The sequence below is a fragment of the Candidatus Methylacidiphilales bacterium genome, assembly GCA_033875315.1.
Taxonomy (GTDB): domain Bacteria; phylum Verrucomicrobiota; class Verrucomicrobiia; order Methylacidiphilales; family CAZTYG01; genus JANRJG01.
In genome coordinates this window covers 74,184-91,634 of sequence record JANRJG010000024.1, presented here as the reverse complement: position 1 = coordinate 91,634, position 17,451 = coordinate 74,184, and the positions used below count along the sequence as shown (strand labels likewise).

Annotated in this window: 17 protein-coding genes; 12 read left to right on the top strand and 5 right to left on the bottom strand. The window is 63.3% G+C overall.

Features of this window, described 5'->3' with window-relative positions:
• Positions 1–59: 59 nt before the first annotated feature.
• On the top strand, positions 60–764 hold the full coding sequence (locus tag SFU85_07730; GenBank protein ID MDX6766664.1) for a glycosyltransferase family 2 protein: 705 nt from the start codon (positions 60–62) through the stop codon (positions 762–764).
• A 9-nt stretch (positions 765–773) separates the two neighbouring features.
• Here SFU85_07730 and SFU85_07725 read toward each other — a convergent pair whose 3' ends face one another.
• Positions 774–1,496 carry a hypothetical protein gene (locus tag SFU85_07725; protein MDX6766663.1) on the bottom strand — a complete coding sequence of 241 codons (723 nt, stop codon included), beginning with the start codon at positions 1,494–1,496 and terminating at the stop codon, positions 774–776.
• A gap of 108 nt (positions 1,497–1,604) precedes the next feature.
• Here SFU85_07725 and SFU85_07720 point away from each other — a divergent pair, with 108 nt between their 5' ends.
• The 7 genes from SFU85_07720 to SFU85_07690 all read left to right on the top strand — a co-directional run bounded on the left by SFU85_07720 (position 1,605) and on the right by SFU85_07690 (position 8,935).
• On the top strand, positions 1,605–2,039 hold the full coding sequence (locus tag SFU85_07720; GenBank protein ID MDX6766662.1) for a transcriptional repressor: 435 nt from the start codon (positions 1,605–1,607) through the stop codon (positions 2,037–2,039).
• A complete protein-coding gene (locus SFU85_07715; GenBank protein ID MDX6766661.1) occupies positions 2,036–3,904 on the top strand; it encodes a KUP/HAK/KT family potassium transporter in 1,869 nt (622 codons plus the stop codon). Before SFU85_07720 ends, SFU85_07715 begins: the two co-directional genes overlap by 4 nt.
• Positions 3,905–4,022: 118 nt before the next feature.
• Positions 4,023–4,931: a serine O-acetyltransferase gene (locus SFU85_07710; GenBank protein ID MDX6766660.1), complete on the top strand. Its 909-nt coding sequence runs from the start codon at positions 4,023–4,025 to the stop codon at positions 4,929–4,931.
• Between the two features lie 53 nt (positions 4,932–4,984).
• The gene (locus tag SFU85_07705) at positions 4,985–6,058 is read left to right on the top strand and encodes a polyprenyl synthetase family protein (GenBank protein MDX6766659.1); all 1,074 of its coding nucleotides are present in this window, start codon (positions 4,985–4,987) and stop codon (positions 6,056–6,058) included.
• A 55-nt stretch (positions 6,059–6,113) separates the two neighbouring features.
• A complete protein-coding gene (locus SFU85_07700) occupies positions 6,114–6,983 on the top strand; it encodes a phytoene/squalene synthase family protein (GenBank protein MDX6766658.1) in 870 nt (289 codons plus the stop codon).
• 57 nt (positions 6,984–7,040) lie between these two features.
• Positions 7,041–7,781, top strand: a complete 741-nt coding sequence (locus tag SFU85_07695; GenBank protein MDX6766657.1) for a lysophospholipid acyltransferase family protein — start codon at positions 7,041–7,043, stop codon at positions 7,779–7,781.
• Positions 7,778–8,935, top strand: a complete 1,158-nt coding sequence (locus SFU85_07690; protein ID MDX6766656.1) for a glycosyltransferase family 2 protein — start codon at positions 7,778–7,780, stop codon at positions 8,933–8,935. The genes SFU85_07695 and SFU85_07690 overlap by 4 nt, the downstream gene beginning before the upstream one ends.
• An 89-nt stretch (positions 8,936–9,024) precedes the next feature.
• Here the strand turns inward: SFU85_07690 and SFU85_07685 are convergent, their stop codons facing one another.
• The 4 genes from SFU85_07685 to glpX form a co-directional block, all read right to left on the bottom strand.
• Positions 9,025–9,792 (bottom strand): carotenoid biosynthesis protein, encoded by a 768-nt coding sequence (locus SFU85_07685; GenBank protein MDX6766655.1) that lies wholly within the window; start codon positions 9,790–9,792, stop codon positions 9,025–9,027.
• A complete protein-coding gene (gene crtI, locus SFU85_07680) occupies positions 9,789–11,261 on the bottom strand; it encodes a phytoene desaturase family protein (protein ID MDX6766654.1) in 1,473 nt (490 codons plus the stop codon). Before crtI ends, SFU85_07685 begins: the two co-directional genes overlap by 4 nt.
• A 156-nt stretch (positions 11,262–11,417) precedes the next feature.
• A complete protein-coding gene (locus SFU85_07675; protein ID MDX6766653.1) occupies positions 11,418–12,371 on the bottom strand; it encodes a hypothetical protein in 954 nt (317 codons plus the stop codon).
• A 23-nt stretch (positions 12,372–12,394) separates the two neighbouring features.
• Positions 12,395–13,453 (bottom strand): class II fructose-bisphosphatase, encoded by a 1,059-nt coding sequence (gene glpX / locus SFU85_07670; GenBank protein ID MDX6766652.1) that lies wholly within the window; start codon positions 13,451–13,453, stop codon positions 12,395–12,397.
• Positions 13,454–13,546: 93 nt separating this feature from the next.
• Here glpX and nth point away from each other — a divergent pair, with 93 nt between their 5' ends.
• The 4 genes from nth to SFU85_07650 all read left to right on the top strand — a co-directional run bounded on the left by nth (position 13,547) and on the right by SFU85_07650 (position 17,358).
• Positions 13,547–14,242, top strand: a complete 696-nt coding sequence (nth, locus tag SFU85_07665; protein MDX6766651.1) for an endonuclease III — start codon at positions 13,547–13,549, stop codon at positions 14,240–14,242.
• Positions 14,239–14,643 (top strand): hypothetical protein, encoded by a 405-nt coding sequence (locus SFU85_07660; GenBank protein MDX6766650.1) that lies wholly within the window; start codon positions 14,239–14,241, stop codon positions 14,641–14,643. The genes nth and SFU85_07660 overlap by 4 nt, the downstream gene beginning before the upstream one ends.
• Before the next feature lies 1 nt (position 14,644).
• Positions 14,645–15,256, top strand: a complete 612-nt coding sequence (locus SFU85_07655; protein MDX6766649.1) for a LemA family protein — start codon at positions 14,645–14,647, stop codon at positions 15,254–15,256.
• A gap of 83 nt (positions 15,257–15,339) precedes the next feature.
• Positions 15,340–17,358: a M48 family metallopeptidase gene (locus tag SFU85_07650; GenBank protein ID MDX6766648.1), complete on the top strand. Its 2,019-nt coding sequence runs from the start codon at positions 15,340–15,342 to the stop codon at positions 17,356–17,358.
• The last annotated feature ends 93 nt before the right edge of the window (positions 17,359–17,451 follow it).

Here is a 17,451-nt window from a genome sequence, read left to right as displayed (position 1 = left end):
AATTTTCTTTCCCGCCACAATCAATCCTGAATAAAGTAGCCACCGTGCCATCCGCTCTCATGCCTGCATTGTCCGTGGTCATGCCTGCCTTCAATGAGGAGGCCACGATCGCGGGGGTGATCCGGGCGGTGTTGGACCAGTCCGTGGTGGCCGAGGTGATTGTGGTGGATGACGGTTCCAAGGACGGAACCGCTGCCATCCTCGATCGATTGGCAAGGGACGAACCCCGGTTGGTGGTGGTCTCCCTCGGGACCAACCAGGGCAAGGGTGCGGCTCTGGCCGCCGGATTTGCCCGGGCCCGTTTCCCTTATGTCATCATCCAGGACGCGGATCTCGAGTATGAACCGAAGGAATACCCCGCGCTTTTGGCTCCCTTGTTGGAGGGTCGTGCCGATGTGGTGTTCGGTTCACGTTTTGTGGGTTCGGGCACCCACCGGGTGCTCTATTTCTGGCATTACGTCGGCAACAAGGTCCTGACCACCCTTTCGAACATGGCGACCAACCTCAACCTCACGGACATGGAAACCTGCTTCAAGGTCTTCCGGCGGGAAATCATCCAGTCGATGCGGATCGAGGAAAAACGCTTCGGGATTGAGCCGGAAATCACGGCCAAGATCGCCCGCCACCGGCCCGCCTTGCGCATCTACGAGGTGCCGGTTTCTTATTACGGGCGGACCTACGAGGAGGGAAAGAAGATTGGTTGGAAGGACGGGGTGCGGGCCCTTTGGTGCATCCTCAAATACAACTTTCTTTCCCGTTGTTAGGATGGAACGTCAGGACGGCCAGAGGCCGGCTTGCACGAGTTGGCGCACCGCGGCCCCGGCCCAGTCCCGGTTGGCGGCCGGACTGGCCGGACTCGGATGGAGGATGCGGGCGAAACCCACCCCCGTGTCCCCCAAGGCCAGCCGGGCCCGTTCCTCGGCAAATCCGCCCACCCCCACCACCACCGAAGGTTGCATGAAGGCCACGGCTTCGCGGAGATGGCGGTCGCAGGCGGCAAAAAGCGGGGCTGTTTCGGCGGCCGGAAGTTTGTCGGGGGTGAGGTTGGCGCCGCTCGACGACATGAAGACCAGCGGGCAATAATTGGCCACAAAATGGTCGCGGAAGAAATCCTCCGCCCGGGGGAAGCGCATGGAAAAGAGGCCCCAGAGGCGTCTCCCGCTGACTTCGGATTTTTCACAGGCAAAGCCCTGGATCGGACGTTTGGGGTGTTCGGGGTCCGGGTGGCCGACCGCGCCCGTGAGGCCCATCCAGTCGCGCACGGCGGCAATTTCACCGAAGGGCACTCCGGTCTGGGCCATGCCCCAGGGGCCGGGGTTCATCCCTAGGAAGAAGATTTTTTTTCCGGGTTGTCCGAAACGCCGGAGGTATTCGTGGTGGGGACCGGAAGCATAGGCAAGCGGGTTGTAAACGTGGCTGACCGGTGGGGCGAAGCGCAACCGGGAGACGGCTGCGCAGAGCGTCTGAGCGGATGCGACAAGGGGTTCAGCGGGCATGGCGGCAGAAATGATCATGCATTTGCGCGGACATGACGCAACCATGGGAAAACGGAAAAGGACGCTTGTGGGGTTGAACCGCCGCGCCCTGCGACCTAGGATGGGGAGGTGAAGCGCGAAACCCGCCAACGCCAGGCCATCCGTAGGGTCTTTCAGGAACACCCGGCCCCTTTGCTGGTTGGGGACATTCTTCAACGCGGGCAGAGGCACCTGCCCTCGCTCAGCCAGGCCACCGTTTACCGCGCGGTCCGGGATCTGGTGACCGACGGGGTTCTCGCCGTGGTCGAACTGCCCGGAGAGCCGCCACGTTATGAACCGGCGGGCAAACAACACCACCACCATTTTGTTTGCCGCTCGTGCGGGGTCGTGTTCGAGCTGGAGGGCTGCCTCCCGGGATGGCGGTCGCTCGTTCCGGAGGGATTCCGGGTCGAGGCGCACGAAATCGTGCTTTACGGGTCTTGCCGCCCGTGCAGCATCGACTCGACTTCCATGAATGACCGTGACCGAAATGCGGCCCGCCGTTCCAGCCGCCTGGCCGCTTGAGCACCCGCGAAAACAGACTTTGGGCCGTGGCCTTGGCTTCCACCGGGGTCGTTTTCGGCGACATCGGCACCAGCCCCCTTTACACCATCCGGGAGTGTTTCGGCCTCCATCATGTTCCGGCCACCCACGCCAACGTCCTCGGGGTGCTTTCACTGATCTTCTGGTCCCTGACGGTCATCGTTTCGGTCAAGTACACGTTGCTGCTTTGCCGGGCGGACAACCAGGGTGAGGGAGGCGTATTCGCGCTCAGTTCTCTGCTTTCGGGAATCCGTGACCGACTGCATCCCCGGTTGTTGTGGGCGGTCGGGCTGATGGCCTTGGTGGGGGCTGCCCTGCTGTATGGGGACGGGATGATCACCCCTGCCATCTCGGTCCTGGCGGCGGTCGAGGGTCTGAAGCTAGTCAGCCCGGTCTTCGAGCCTTGGATTGTCCCGCTTGCCGTGGGGATCCTGTTCCTTTTGTTTTTCATCCAGAACCACGGATCGGCCAGGATCGGGTTCATTTTTGGCCCCATCATGGTCGGTTGGTTCGTGACCCTGGCCATCCTCGGGTGGATTCAGGTCATCCAGGAGCCCGGCATTTTCCGGGCCCTCAATCCCTGGCATGCCGTGCACTTCCTTTTCACCCAGGGAACCGTTTCGCTGATGGTCCTTGGCGCCGTTTTATTGTGCGTAACGGGGGGTGAGGCGCTGTACGCGGACATCGGGCACTTCGGCCGGAAGCCGCTCCAGGCGGCCTGGTTCAGCCTCGTTTATCCGTCCCTGTTGATGAACTACCTCGGTCAGGGGGCGTTGATCATGCGCGACCCATCTGCGGTGGAGCATCCCTTTTACCGCATGGTTCCGCAGTTCGCCCTGGTACCCATGGTGTTGCTGGCCACTCTGGCCACGGTCATTGCCTCCCAGGCGATGATCACCGGGGTGTTTTCGTTGACCCAACAGGCTGTCCAGCTTGGGGTGCTGCCGCGCCTGCGGGTGTTGCACACCTCGGACCGGGTGCGGGGCCAGATTTATATGCCCGGAGTCAATTTTATCCTGATGCTTTCCTGCATCGGCCTGGTTCTGGCTTTCCGCAGTTCCAGCAATCTGGCGGCGGCCTACGGGCTCTCCGTCACGTTCGGGATGGTCATCAGCACGCTGCTTTTCGCTTTGGTCATGTGGAAATTGTGGAAGTGGCATCCGGCCGGGGTGGCGGCCTTGACCGCTCTATTCCTGGCCTTCGAGCTGCCCTTTGCCAGCAGTTGCCTGCTCAAGATGCACGACGGGGCCTGGATACCACTGGCCACCACCATCCTGCTGCTGACCGTCATGCTCACCTGGCAGCAGGGCCGCGAATACCTCGGGCGGCGCATCCGGGAAAACCTCTTTCCGATCGAGCTTCTGCTCAAGGAAATTGCCGACGGACGGATTCTCCGCGTTCCCGGCACCGGGGTCTTCATGTCCTCGATATCCCAGCAGGTGCCGCCCGTGCTGGTCCACCACCTCAAACACAACAAGGCATTGCATGAACGTGTGATTCTTCTGACCGTGCAGTTCGCCGAGGAACCCCGGGTCTTTGCCTCGGGCCGCGCCCGGGTCGAGGAATTGGCCCCTTCTTTCCACCGCGTGGTGCTCCACTACGGCTTCGCCGAGGAACCCCGGGTCATGGACGATCTGACCGCGGCCCTGGACCTCTCCCCGGGCCAGCGCACGGGCATCAGCTTCTATCAAAGCCGCGAGGTCCTGCGCATCACCCCCAAACCGGGCATGTCGGTCTGGGGCAAAAAACTCTTCAATTTCATCGCCCGCACCACCCGCCCGGCGGTCGGCTACTTCGACCTCCCTCCCGGCCAGGTCATCGAACTCGGCATCCAGATCGAACTTTAGCCTGCTTATCGCGCGGTGCGGGAACGCTGTGAGAATGGCTCGCCGGTTGAAGGCCATCCTGATTTGCGGAATGCCGGGCGGTCTTGCGCCGATGGCCGGACCACGATAGTTTGGCCGGATGCCTGTAAAGACCGACCCGCTCGTCGCCCGCATGCTGGATTCCTATGCGGCCATCGGCGGTATCAACCATATCGACGGGGTCAACCTGCCCTCGAAGCAGGTCATCGCCGAGATCACCCGCCTGTTGCTCCGCCTGCTTTTTCCTGGTTTTTTCAACAATGACCTGGTCTGTGGCCAGACCGTTGAGGAGGTCACCCGGAACAAAATCGAGCTGGTGTGCCGTGATCTCAGTTTGGAAATTGCCAAGAGTCTGGAATTCGACCCGCCCGGACCGGTCCATGCCGGGCGATCGGCTGAGGAAACCACCTGCGCGTTTTTGCAGCGTCTGCCGGCATTGCGCGAAATGCTCAGCACCGATGTGGCGGCGGCCTTCAACGGAGATCCCGCCGCCGGGAGCATGGAGGAGATCATCCTGGCCTATCCTGGCCTGGAGGCCATTTCCGTTCAAAGGATGGCCCATGAACTCCATGGGCTCGGCGTCCGCCTGATCCCGCGCATGATGACCGAGTGGGCCCACTCCCGCACCGGCATCGATATCCACCCGGGTGCAGACATCGGGAGTCATTTTTTCATCGACCACGGCACCGGTGTGGTGGTCGGAGAGACCTGTGTCATCGGCAACCACGTCAAAATTTACCATGGTGTGACCCTGGGGGCCCGGTCGACCTCCGGCGGCCAGGATCTCCGCGGAACCAAACGTCATCCGACCATCGAGGACCGGGTGACCATCTACCCGGGGGCCACCATCTTGGGCGGCCAGACCGTCATCGGTGCCGGTAGCACCATCGGCGGCAACGTCTTCCTCATGAACAGCGTGCCTCCTGAAAGTCTGGTCTATTATGAGGAGCATTCCGTGGTGGTCACGACCAAGCAGCGTGGTGGAGATTCCCTCGTCTACGTCATTTGAAGGAGAGGGGAATCGGCGTTTGCATTTAACCGGACCCGCCTTACGCTGCACGCATGCCCACCGAGGGATTGGAAAAAGCCCAGGCCGCCCTGGAGACCACATTGCAGGACCTGTTCACGGAACAGAAGGACACCTACCACTACGGTGAGTGGTTCGAGCCGTTGTATTTCGATCTGGCGGAGTTCGTCGGACGCAAGGGCAAACGTGTCCGCCCCCTGATGTTCCTCCTCAGCTACCGTGCCTTTGGCGGCAATCTTCCCCCGGATCATCCCGGCTTGATGCGTGTGGCGGCTTCCCTGGAGTTGCTCCACACCTTCATCCTCATGCACGATGATGTCATCGACCGGTCCGACACCCGGCGCGGCCTGCCGACTTACCACAAGCTGGTGGAGCAACGCATCAGTGCCTTCGAGGGCAGCGATCGGGTGGGTGAAAATGTGGCCGTGGTCATGGGTGATATTGTGTTCGCCATGGCCCTGCGTGTCCTGAACCAGTCCGGCTTCGACCCCCTCGTGCGCGCCCGGGTCATGGAGAAGTTTCTTGGATACACCGTCGACACCGGGGTGGGTGAAATCTATGACATCCTTTTCAGTGTGCGCGACATCGCCCAGCTATCGGCCGGGGAAATCGAGCGGATGTACCACCTCAAGACCACCCGTTACACCTTTGAAGCCCCCTGCGTCATCGGAGCCATCCTGGCCGGGGCGGAGGAAACGAAAGTGGCGGCCATCCGTGCGGTGACGGATCCTCTCGGTCTGGCTTTCCAGATCCAGAACGATCTTTCCGAATGCCGCTTTGCCGACCCGCTGGAGATGAGTTCGTGCACCGACCTGTTGGAGGGCAAAAAAACCCTGGTGGTGCGTTGCGCCTACGACCGTTTGGATGAGGTGGACCGCTCCTTCCTCCAACTGTGCCTCAATTCCGCCCGCCGGACGGAATCGACGCTGGTCAAGCTGCGCGATCTCATTCTCAAATCCGGTGCCCTGGAGGTCATGAAGCAACGGGCGGAAGACCTCTTCACACAGGCCGCTGGGGAGGTGGATTCGGGCGTATTCACCGAAAACGAGTCCGCCCGCATCCACACGGCTTTGCGTCTCATCCGTCAGCAGGCACGGGTGATGGTTTGATGCGCAAGTTTTTGCGCTTGCCGCGGGGATGGCAAGGGGCGTTGATGGGGGCCGCATGGACTTGATTGTTGACCGATCCTACCGGGCCGCGGCCGATGTGACCCGCTTGCACGCCAAAAGCTTTTACTTTGCCTCGGTGGCTTTGCCGCACGATAAAAAGCGCCACGCCTACGCGCTCTATTCCTTTTGCCGGTATCTGGACGACCGGGTGGACCGGGCTGATTCCCCCGCGGCCATGGACGAAGCGGTGCGGGAATTGGAGGATTTTGTCGCGCGGGTGGCCTCGGGATCCGGCACCATCACCGGGGAGCGCCGACGCCTGCCCTGGGTCGATGCTTTTTTGCACACGACCGAAGTCTGCGGGATTCCCGCGGATCTCTACCGCGACCTGCTGCACGGGGTGCGTTTGGACCGCGCGGAAGTGGAGTTGCCCGACTGGCCCTCCCTCAAGTCCTATTGCTATTACGTGGCCGGAGTGGTCGGTCTGATGATGACCCGGATTTTTGGCATGGAAGACCGGACCCACGATCCCCGGGCGGTGGAATTGGGCGAGGCCATGCAACTGACCAACATCCTCCGGGACGTGGCGGAGGATCTGCGTCTGGGGCGGGTCTATCTGCCAAAGGAGGAACTGGCACGTTTCGGGCTGGACCGCGCATTCCTGGCCCGCGGGCAGGTCACGCCGGAGTGGCGCGAGTTCATGCGTTTCCAGACCGGGCGGGCCCGGGCGGCCTACGCTTCCGCGGAACCCGGCATCCGTGCCCTGCCACGCGACGGTTCGCAACGCACGGTCTGGTTGATGAGCACCATCTACGCCGGCATCCTCGATGCGGTGGAAGAGGCGGACTATGATGTTTTTACCGCGCGCCGCCATGTCCCGCTCTCCCGCAAGTGCCTGCTGGCCATGCGGGTGTGGTTCCGGTGATAAACACATTTTGATGATGACCTCGCCTTCCGGACGAGGTTAGTATTTTGTTTTTCCATGATCGCGGCCAGAAAAGAACCCCTGCTGGATGAATTGTTCTACCGGGCTTATCTCCGCCCGAGCCTGAGGCGTCATTTTCATACCATCCGGATCCGTGGCATGGGCCACCTGCGTGGCCTGCCCGCGGGACGTTCGGTCATTGCCTTTGCCAACCACACCAACTGGTGGGACGGGCTCATCATCTTCTTTCTCACCCGGTTTGTGCCCGAGCGCCAGTTTTTTTGCATGATGGAGGAGAAGCAGCTCCGCCACTACCGGTTCTTCACGCGACTCGGGGCCTTTTCTGTCGACCCCGGCAACAGCCTCCGGGCCGCCGGCGCGGTTTTCTACAGCCTCAAGCTTCTCAAGCGTCCCGACACCATGCTCTGGATTTTTCCCCAGGGCAAAATGGTCGGCTCCCAAGACCCGGTGGAAATCCGTCCCGGGGCCGGCTTCATCGGCCAGCGCAGCAACCAGTCGCTGATGATTCCGGTGGCCTTCCGCTACGCCTTTTTCCGTGAGCAACGTCCCGAGGTCCTGATCGCGGTGGGCGAGCCCCATACCGCGGCGGAGGTTTCCGAAGCATGGATCCAGCAGAGTCTCCAGCAATTGGCCGATGAGCTTCGGGAAAGCGAAAGCTCCGGTGACTTGTCAGGCTTTGAGCCTCTGATGAATCCGGGATGGTCGGTCAACAAGGTTTGGGAGGCGGTCATCCATTTCCTGCGTGGACGCTGGCACGAATTCAAGCCGGTCAATTGAGCCGCCCTTTCACCATGTCCGTCCTGGATTACCTCGCCCTGGCCGGTTTTCTCATCACCCTGGGATTGGGTTCCAACCTCGCCGCCAATCTGTTGTGTTTCCGCCGCCCGCGGAGCCGGGCCATCCCTTCCTCGGAGGTCCCCCTGGTCTCCATTCTCGTGCCCGCCCGCAATGAGGCCGGGAGGATCGGGCCGTGCCTGGAATCCCTGCTCCACCAGGATTGGCCCAGGTGGGAAATCCTCGTGCTTGACGACCGGTCCGATGACGGCACGGCGGAAGTGGTGGCCGCCTTCAGCGCCCGCGAACCGCGTATCCGCTGTATTTCCGGAACCGCGCTGCCGCCGGGTTGGACTGGAAAGGCCTGGGCCTGCCACCAGTTGGCGGAACAGGCCGCCGGTGAATTCCTGCTTTTCACCGACGCCGATACCCGGCACGAAACAGGCTCACTGGCGTCGGCGATGGGGGAGGTGGAGCTCGGACGCCTGGATCTGGTTTCACTCTGGCCGCGCCAGGACGTCCGGACTTGGAGCGAACGTGCGGTGGTCCCCTTCATGCTGGTGCTCCTGTTGGTTTTCATGCCCCATTGGATGCCCGGGCGGCGCCGCAGCCTGGGTGCGGCCAACGGCCAGTTCATGCTTTTCCGGAGGACTGCCTATCAGAAGATTGGTGGACACGGGGCCGTGCGTTGCCATTTGGTCGACGATGTCGCCCTGGCGCGGGAATTGAAATCCTCGGGTGGCCGGGTGCGGAATCTGGATGGCAGCCGGATGGTGTCCTGCCGGATGTATGAATCGTATCCACAGCTCTGGGAAGGGTTTTCCAAGAATCTGCGCGCGGGCTTCGAGGCCTCGACGTCCGCCTTCCTTGTGTTTCACGCGGTGGAGTTTTTATGGGGACTGTGGCCGTTCCTGGTCCTGCTGGGCGGCGCAGCCGGTGTGTCCGGCCTCGGGCCGGTGGCTTTGGCCCTGGCGGCGGGCCAGGTGCTGTTGGTCCTGCTGCAGAGGTTTTGGATTGCCTGGCGCTGCCGCCAACCACTCCCCGGTGTGGCCTGGCACCCCCTGGCCCAGTTGTTGGTGCTGGCCATCGCGTTGAATTCCTGGCGCTGGCATGCCGCGGGGAAGATCCGTTGGAAGGGCCGGGTTTATCCGGGGTAGGATCATGGCCGGTTCACCCAGTGGCCGCCCTGTTTCCCCTCCTGCCTCTGTCTTGTAGACGGGGATACCCATCCCTGTTGCCCTGGTTCTCAGGCTGCGGCCAGCCGGCCGACGACAAAGAGCATGAGAGTCAGCGCAAGTACACCTGCCGCACGCAGGTCGGTCTTCCAGCCGACCGGGCTGTGCAGCGGGGCCAAACGGGCCAGGAGAAAGCTGAGCACGAACCAGGCGGCGTAGTTTTCCGCCGGCACCCGGCCGTCGTGCCATTGCCAGTAGCCCCGCACCTGCCAGGCAAAAGGTTCCATCACCCAGTCGAATGCGGTGGCCGCCGAAGCGGTCAGCAGGCAAAGGCTTCGGCGTCCGGCATGGGGCAGCAAACGCCGGAAGGTCAGGTAGAATCCGGCCACCACCATCCACCAGGCCGCCGGGATGGCCAGGGGCAACGGACCAATCTGCGGGCCCATCCGTCCGAGGTAGGTGTAGGAGCCGAATGGGAAACCCGTCAGGGTGCCGATGGTCTCGACCAGTCCCGAACCCACCGCCACCACCCAGACCGCTTTCCAGGCGTCGCGCCGTGGCAGGACCCCGGACGCCGTTGTCCACACCACGATGGCGCCAAAAAGCAGGAACAAAAAATCCCCCCAGTGCAGACAGGCCAGGGCTGCCGGCTGGAGCGTCGGTCCCAGATCGAGCGCCAGCACGGTTTGCTCCGTCACCCCGGCGGCCATGATGAACAGGCCCACCGTCGACCAGATGAGGAAAATCCACCAGACGGCCTCCGAGAATCGGTCCTCGGGTGAAAGCCGGAGGAAGTTGTGCCAGTGGCCGTGAAGTGATTGTCGGATGCGGCTGATCATGGCCGGCTTCCTCCATCGCCAAACCGGCGGAGGATCTTTTCCACCGCCATTTGCGCGCTCAGCAGGACCAGCGGGATGCCGCCCCCGGGGTGGGTGGTGCCGCCAACGAAAAAGACCGAGGGATCCAGCCGGGATTGGAGCGGGGGTCGGAGCAGGGCGGTCAACGGGCTGTGCGAGGCCCAGCCATAGAGTGCGCCGCCGGAACTGAGGTCGCGGGCGGCAAAGTCCGCCGGGCTCAGGGCCTCTTGGTGGCGGATCGAACCACGCAAGCCGCTCAAACCCCGACGCTCCAACATTTGGATGATTTCTTCAGCATAGGACTCCTTGCCTGTGGACCAGTCGACCGTGCCGTCGTCCGCCGGACAATTGGCCAGGATGAAGAGGTTGTCTCCACCGGGCGGGGCATCGGCGGGATCACTGTGCGCGGTGGCACTGAGATAGAGCGTGGGTTCCCCAGGGGGAATCCGGCGTTGGAAGAGGTCGTTGAATTCCGTCCGGTAGTCCTGGCTGAAATAGATGTTGTGGTGGCTGAGTTGGGGGAAGCGGCGGTCCACGCCCAAGAGGAGGACAAAGCCGGAGAGGGAAAGCGCCGGTTTGGCCAGACGGGCAGCCTCGGCCTCGTGACCGGGAAAGCGGATGCAGTCGCGGTGGGCCCGGATGACATCGCCATTGAACACAGTGCAGTCGGCCTGGAGGATTTCGCCACCGCGCAAGTGAATGCCGGAGGCGTCGATTCGGAGGACTTCCGTGGCGGTTCGCACAGTGATCCCGCGCTCGCAGGCCAAACGGGTGAGGGCTTCGGCGATGCGGGCCATGCCGCCGCGGACATACCAGGCGCCGAAGGTGGCTTCGACATAGGGGATGACATTGAAGGTGGCCGGGGCGGCGTAAGGGCTGCTGCCGTTGTAGGTGGCGAAGCGTTTGAAAAGCTGGCGCAGATGGGAATCGGTGAAATAACGGTCCACAGTCTGGCTGACAGACTGGAAGGTGGCGACTTTGGGGAGGTGGATCAGTTTGTGCCAGTTAGCCGGATGGAAGGCCTTCCACAGATCCTCCGGCGGACGGGTCAAAAAGGCTTCTCCGGAAAGCTCGTAGATTCCCTGGGCGTAATGGAGGAACCGGGCCACCTCCGGGCGTTGGAAAAAGGCCTCATCTTCGTCGATCGACGTTCCATCAGGCCAGAAGTAGCGGCAGACCGGACTGATCCGTTCAAGGGAGAGGTGATCCGACGACCGGGCTCCGGCGGCGGTGAAGAGGTCCTCCAACACCCAGGGCATGGTCAGGAGGGAGGGGCCGGTGTCCCAGCGAAAACCGGCCGCGCGGATTTCCACCGCCTTGCCGCCGGTTTGGGCGTTTTTTTCCAACAGGGTGACCCGGGCCCCGGAGGCGCGCAGCCGCAGGGCCGCCGCCAATCCCCCGAGTCCCCCGCCAATGACCACGGCGTGGAAGGATTCGGGCAACTGCGGCATCTGAAGAGCCATAGCCCGAAAACGATCCAACACAAGTCGCGCGGGGGATGATCGGACACGGACAGTGGGGGCCTTATCCCGGGATCCGGGACGAAATGGGGCAGATCGATACGCGGAAAACATCCGGCGCTTCCGGTCCGCATCCGCTGAGCAGGACTATTCCTCGAAGCTTTCCTGGGAACGGGCGTTCGCGGAGGGTGCTCCCCCGTGGCGGAACATCTCCCACTTGGGAAAGAGGCCCCAGGCCAGCAAGGACGCCAGTTCCTTGCTGGCTTTCGTGGGAGGGGTGTCCGCTCCGATGGTTTTGTTGACATCAAAAATGAAAGGTTTTCCGTCTTCCATCACGTAGTCGATTTTTCCGTAGTCCAATCCGAGTTTCTGCCGCAGGGATCTCAATTCGCCGTGGATCGGCCCGGCCGCATGGTGGATCAAGCGACCACTGGTGAAGATGGGTTCCCTGCCGATTTCGGTTCGGAGACACTCGGCTTCTCCAAGAAAGTAATACTCCCGAAGGACGAATTCATCGCCGTATCGTTCTGTGCAAAAGCGTTGAACGACCCATTCGGGGTTGTCGTAGATCCCCGGGGGGACCAGCCGGGGTGAGGCGAAAACGGTGTAGGATTCCTTGCTGAGGCTGGGTGGGGGAGGGTCTGCGGCGTTCTTCCGGAAAGGCCAACGGTTGGTCAGCCGGGGCCACCGTGCGGGGGGATGTTGCCGGTTCCATTGGCGCACTTCAGGAATACCCGCATGATTGAGGTTGGTTTTCACCATCACCGGCCCCTCGTAGCCGTCTCCAGAACGGATCACGCCGCTGGTGCAGGTGCGTTTGGCGATGGAGTCCGCTCTGGCGTTGAGGGTTGTGGCATAACGCGTGGCTTCTTTCGCGTAGCCGGAGGGCACGAACGTGAGGTCGACATGGACAAAAACGGCATCGGCCCCGGGCCAGTGGTGGGGCGAATCGACATCGAGGATGCGGCAGCCCCAGCTTTCCCAAATCGGACGCATCGCCGAGACCAAGTAACCCCCGTGGCGTGTTCCACCCAGGGCTTCGTGGGCCATCAGCAGGGTGCGGCGCGGCGGGGGCTTTCCGCCGCGGGTTGCAGGGTTCATTCCAGGGTTGGCCGGGATTCCCGTTATATCTTTCCTTCCGCCCGGGTGGACCGGCGGTGGAGGGTCTTGCGCGAGAGATCGTGGCGGGCCTCGATGAACCGCACGGTTCCGCTGCGCGCGCGCATGAGCACGGAATGGGTCACGCAGATGTTCCCGGTCACTTCCACGCCCTTGACCAGCGGGCTCTGGGTGATGCCGGTGGCGGCGAAGATGATGTTCTTGCCCATGGCCAGGTCGCGCGACATGAATTGCCTGTCCAATCGGTCGCCCCAACCCGCCTGGATGAGCGATTGGCGTTCGGCTTCATCACGCACCCAGATCTTGGCCCGCATGCCGCCCCCGAGGCAGCGCAGGGCCGCCGCCGCCAGCACGCCCTCGGGCGCCCCGCCGATCCCGGCATAGAGGTCGATGGGGGAGGACTGCATGGCCGGGGCCAGGGCGGCAGCGATGTCGCCGTCGACGATCATGCGCAGGGCCGCGCCCTTGCGGCGAATATCCTCGATCAACGCGGCGTTGCGCGGCCGGTCGAGCACGCAGACCACGACGTCGCGGGGGTCTTTGCCCAGAATCCGGGCCGTCACATCGATGACCTCGCCGATCGGTGCGTCGATATCGATGGGGAGGGAGGGATCGTCCATCCAGGCACGGCGGACAGCGAGAGGATAGGCCAGTTTTTGCAGGTAGAAGGCCGGGATGGCCTGGAGGCACGAGGTGCAGTCCCCCTCGATCTGGGCGGCCACGAGGCAGCTGAGGGAATTGGACATGCCCTTGCTGACGTTGGTGGTGCCGTCGACCGGGTCGACGGCGATCTCGAAGCGCGGGCTTTCCGGACCGCCGTAGCCGAGGCGCTCCCCGTAGAAGATCCCCGGGGCCTCGTCCTTGATGCCCTCGCCGATGACCACCTCGCCCCGGATGTCCATCAGGTCGAACATCCCGCGCATGGCGTCGCAGGCGGCGGCATCGGCATCTTCTTTGCGGCCCTTGCCGAGCCAGGGGAGGGTGGCCAGGGCGGCCATTTCGGTGGTGCGGAGAAAGTCGAATTCCAGTTGGCGTTCGACGTCGATGAGGGGGCGGTCGGGCATGTCTCCACATATGACGGAATTTCATGCGCTGGCGATGTTTTCTTGATCATGGGTGGGACTTGGCGGGGCGCACATCCGCGTTAAGGTGCGTTCATGGAACGCCCCGCCCGTGCCGCCGCCCTGCTCGCCCGCTTGAAGGCCCTCTATCCCGGGGCGCACTGTGAACTCGAGCACCGCAACCCCTTTGAGTTGCTGGTGGCGACGATCCTTTCCGCGCAGTGCACCGACGTGCGGGTCAACAAGACCACCCCGGAATTGTTCCGGCGGTTCCCCACGGCGGAAGCGATGGCCGCCGCAAAAACGGAGGAGCTGGAAGCGATCATCCGGCCGACCGGATTTTACCGCAACAAGGCCAAATCGATCCTCGGTGCGGCCCGGGCGCTGGTGGACCAGCACGGCGGGAATGTGCCCTGCGATCTGGAAACACTCCACGCGCTGCCCGGGGTCGGACGCAAAACGGCCAATGTGGTTCTCGGCGACGCCTTCGGCATCCAAGAGGGGATTGTGGTCGACACCCATGTCGGACGACTGGCCCGCCGCTTCGGCCTGACCCGGCACCAGGATGCGGTCAAGGTGGAGTTCGCCCTGATGCCCCTGATCCCGCGCGGGGACTGGACCCGGATCTCGCACTTGTTGATCTGGCATGGGCGTCGTCGCTGCAAGGCGCAGAATCCGGACTGTGCGGGCTGTGAACTGCGTGACCTCTGTCCCTCTGTGGACCGGGCGGCCCCAAAAAAGCGCAGGCCGGCGCTGGACAAGCGGCGGGACCGGACCAAAATCAAGCCGTGACCCAACCCACAAAAGCCGGAATCCGGATTGCCGCGCTCCTCGAGCGGTTGGAAGGGCGTGCCCGTGGCGGGCCGGGACTGTATCCGGTCCGTGAAGCCGGGGATTTTTTTCTCCTGGCCCAGGCGGGATTGGGCTGGAAGCCTTTTCCGTTTTCCGACATGGAGCGGTTGGGGACTCCGGAAATGAACACGCTGGCCGGGGCGTTGGACAATCTCCTGCGCGATCCTGTTCTCGGCCGCCAATGGGCCAACCGGCTTCTGCTCCTGCAAGGGAGGGGTGGCCTGGCCGCCGTTCCTGCCGGAGCCAGCCGCCGGGACACCGATCCCTCCGATGCACTGCTCACAGTCCTGCGGAGCGGGGAAAACACTTGCCCGGCTCCCCGCGTTCGCACAGCCTCCTGATATGGCGCTTGGATTGGTCGTTCTCATCGGTTTAGTGATCGTGGTGGTGGTGTTGCTGGCTGTGGCCGGTTCATTCATCGGCATCTACAACCACCTGGTCACCCTGCGCAACCGGACCAAGAACGCCTACGCCCAGATCGATGTCCAGCTCAAGCGCCGCTACGACCTCATCCCCAACTTGGTGGAAACCGCCAAAGGTTACCTCAAGCACGAGCGTGAAACCCTCGAAGCGGTCATCGCCGCCCGCGCGAGCGCGGTCAGTGCCAACCAGAAGGCCTCCTCCGACCCCTCGGACGCCGCCGCCATCCAGGGCGTGGCCTCCGCCGAGGGGAACCTCCAGGGGGCCCTCGGACGGCTGCTGGCCGTGGTGGAATCCTATCCCGACCTCAAGGCCAACCAGAACATGATGCAGTTGACCGAGGAACTGACCTCGACCGAGAACAAAGTGGCCTTCGCCCGCCAGGCCTACAACGACTCCGTGCTTTCCTACAACACCGCCCGTGAAACGTTCCCCAACAACTTGTTGGCGAACTTTTTCGGCTTTCAGGCGGCGCAGCTCTTCGAGGTGGCCAATCCAGCCGAGCGCGAGGCCCCCAAAGTCAGCTTCACCTGATCCGCTGCGCTCCCAACCTCCCGACCATCTGATCATCTGACCACCTGGGCCCGCTGAACGGGGCCGCACCCGACCGACCCGCGATGGATTTCTTCGCCCACCAGGACCGCGCCAGGCTCCTGACCCGCCAGTGGCTGGCTTATTACGTCCTCGCCCTGGCCGGGACCATCCTCGCCACCTATGTCCTGGTGGTGATGGTGTTGGGCATGATCGAGCACGAGAAGCGGAGCCCGACCCTTTTGCGTGAGCGGGAGGGATTCACCACCGGATTGAGTGCGCCCTTCCCTGGGCAGGGGTGGTTTGATCCGGGATTGTTTGTCGCCGTGACCGGGGCAACCTTGATCCTGGTGGCCGTGGGCAGCGGGTGGAAGACCCTGCAATTGGCCGGAGGCGGCGCCACGGTGGCCACCCTCCTGGGCGGACGCCCGGTCCCGCCCGGCACCTCCGACCCCGACAAGCGACGGCTGCTCAACGTGGTCGAGGAAATGGCCATCGCCGCCGGCCTGCCTGTGCCCGCGGTCTATGTGCTCGACGACGAGGAGGGGATCAACGCCTTTGCCGCCGGAAACGTCCCGTCCGACGCCGTCATCGGCGTGACCCGGGGGACGATCGAGCGGTTGACGCGGGATGAGTTGCAAGGGGTGGTGGCGCACGAATTCAGCCACATCCTCAATGGGGACATGCGCTTGAATGTCCGCCTGACCTGTCTGACCGCGGGTATTCTCTTCCTGGCCGTGATCGGCCGGACCCTGCTGGAATCGCTGCGCTATGCCCGCTTCTCCAGTGGACGGAAAGACAAGGGCGGTGGTGCGCTTCTCCTGGTCGTCGTGGGCGCCGGGCTCGGCCTGATGTTGATCGGGTCGATCGGTCATTTCTTCGCCTCCCTCATCCAGGCCGCCGTCTCCCGTCAAAGGGAATTCCTGGCCGATGCCTCCGCGGTCCAGTTCACCCGTAATCCGGAGGGCATCGGCGGGGCCCTGCTCAAGATCGCCGGTTTGGGAAGGAACAACCGCCTGCGCTCCAGCCATGCGGTCGAGGCGGGTCATTTCTTTTTCAGCGACAGCGTGACGGCCCGCTGGTTGGACATCGGGGCCACTCACCCGCCGTTGGAGGAACGCATCCGCCGCGTCGCCCCGCAATTGTTGGAGGAGGCGCATCTGGAAAGCCGGGCCGTGCGGCCCGGGGGTGCTTCTACTTCCTCTGCCCCGTACTCGGGAACGGGAGCAGGCTTGGCCGACTCACTTGGCGTGGCGGCCCTGGCCCCGGGAACGACCGTGGAACCGGTGGTCCGGGACAGCGCCTGGCCGGAGGCCGGAGCCGAACACCTGGCCTATGCGGCGGACCTGCTGGCCAACCTTCCCGGAATCTTGAGCGAGGCGGTGCGGGAACCCTACGGGGCCCGTGCGTTGGTCTTTGCCCTGCTCTTGAGCCACGACCCCGAAGTGGAGGCGCGGCAACTGGCCAGCTTGCAACGGATGTCGGAACCGCTCTTGCGACAGGAAGCCCTGCTCCTGCGCGGACCGCTCCGGCGATTGGACCGGAGGGTCCTGCTGCCTTTGGTCGATCTGGCCCAGCCGACCCTGCGCCTCTTGTCTCCCGCCGCCTACCGTGAATTCCGGCTCACCCTCGAAGTGCTGATTGAGGAAGATGGCGAGATCGGTTTGCTGGAGTATGCGCTCTTGAAATTGGTCAAACGCCGCCTGGACCCTTTGTTTCCCGGAATGATTCAGGTGAAGGAAGGGGTCCCGGCGCGCGAGCCCCGGACGCTGGAAGCCGCCTGGCCGGATATCCAGACCCTGTTGGCGGCGTTGGCCTATCAAAATGGGGATGCCGCGGCGGCGTTTGCAGCCGGCACGGCGGTTTACGGGGCGGCCCCCGGCCAATCGCCCCTGCCGCAGGCGGAACATTGCGGCCTTTCCGAAGCCGATCAGGCCATGGAGCGGTTGATCGACCTCCCCGAGTCCGACCGCCGGGTGGTGGTCGAGGCCTGTGCCCGCACCGTCATGGCCGATGGAAATTGGAATGCGGACGAGGGGGAATTGCTCCGGGCCATTGGCGACCACTTGGGCTGTTCCATCCCGCCATTCCTGGATCGATCCTGACCGAGCGCAGGGGCAAGGGGGAGAATCTGGCTTTCCCGGCCGGTTGGCGATTGCCGTTGCCTTTTTTCTGCATTTATCTATAAGTAAAACCCG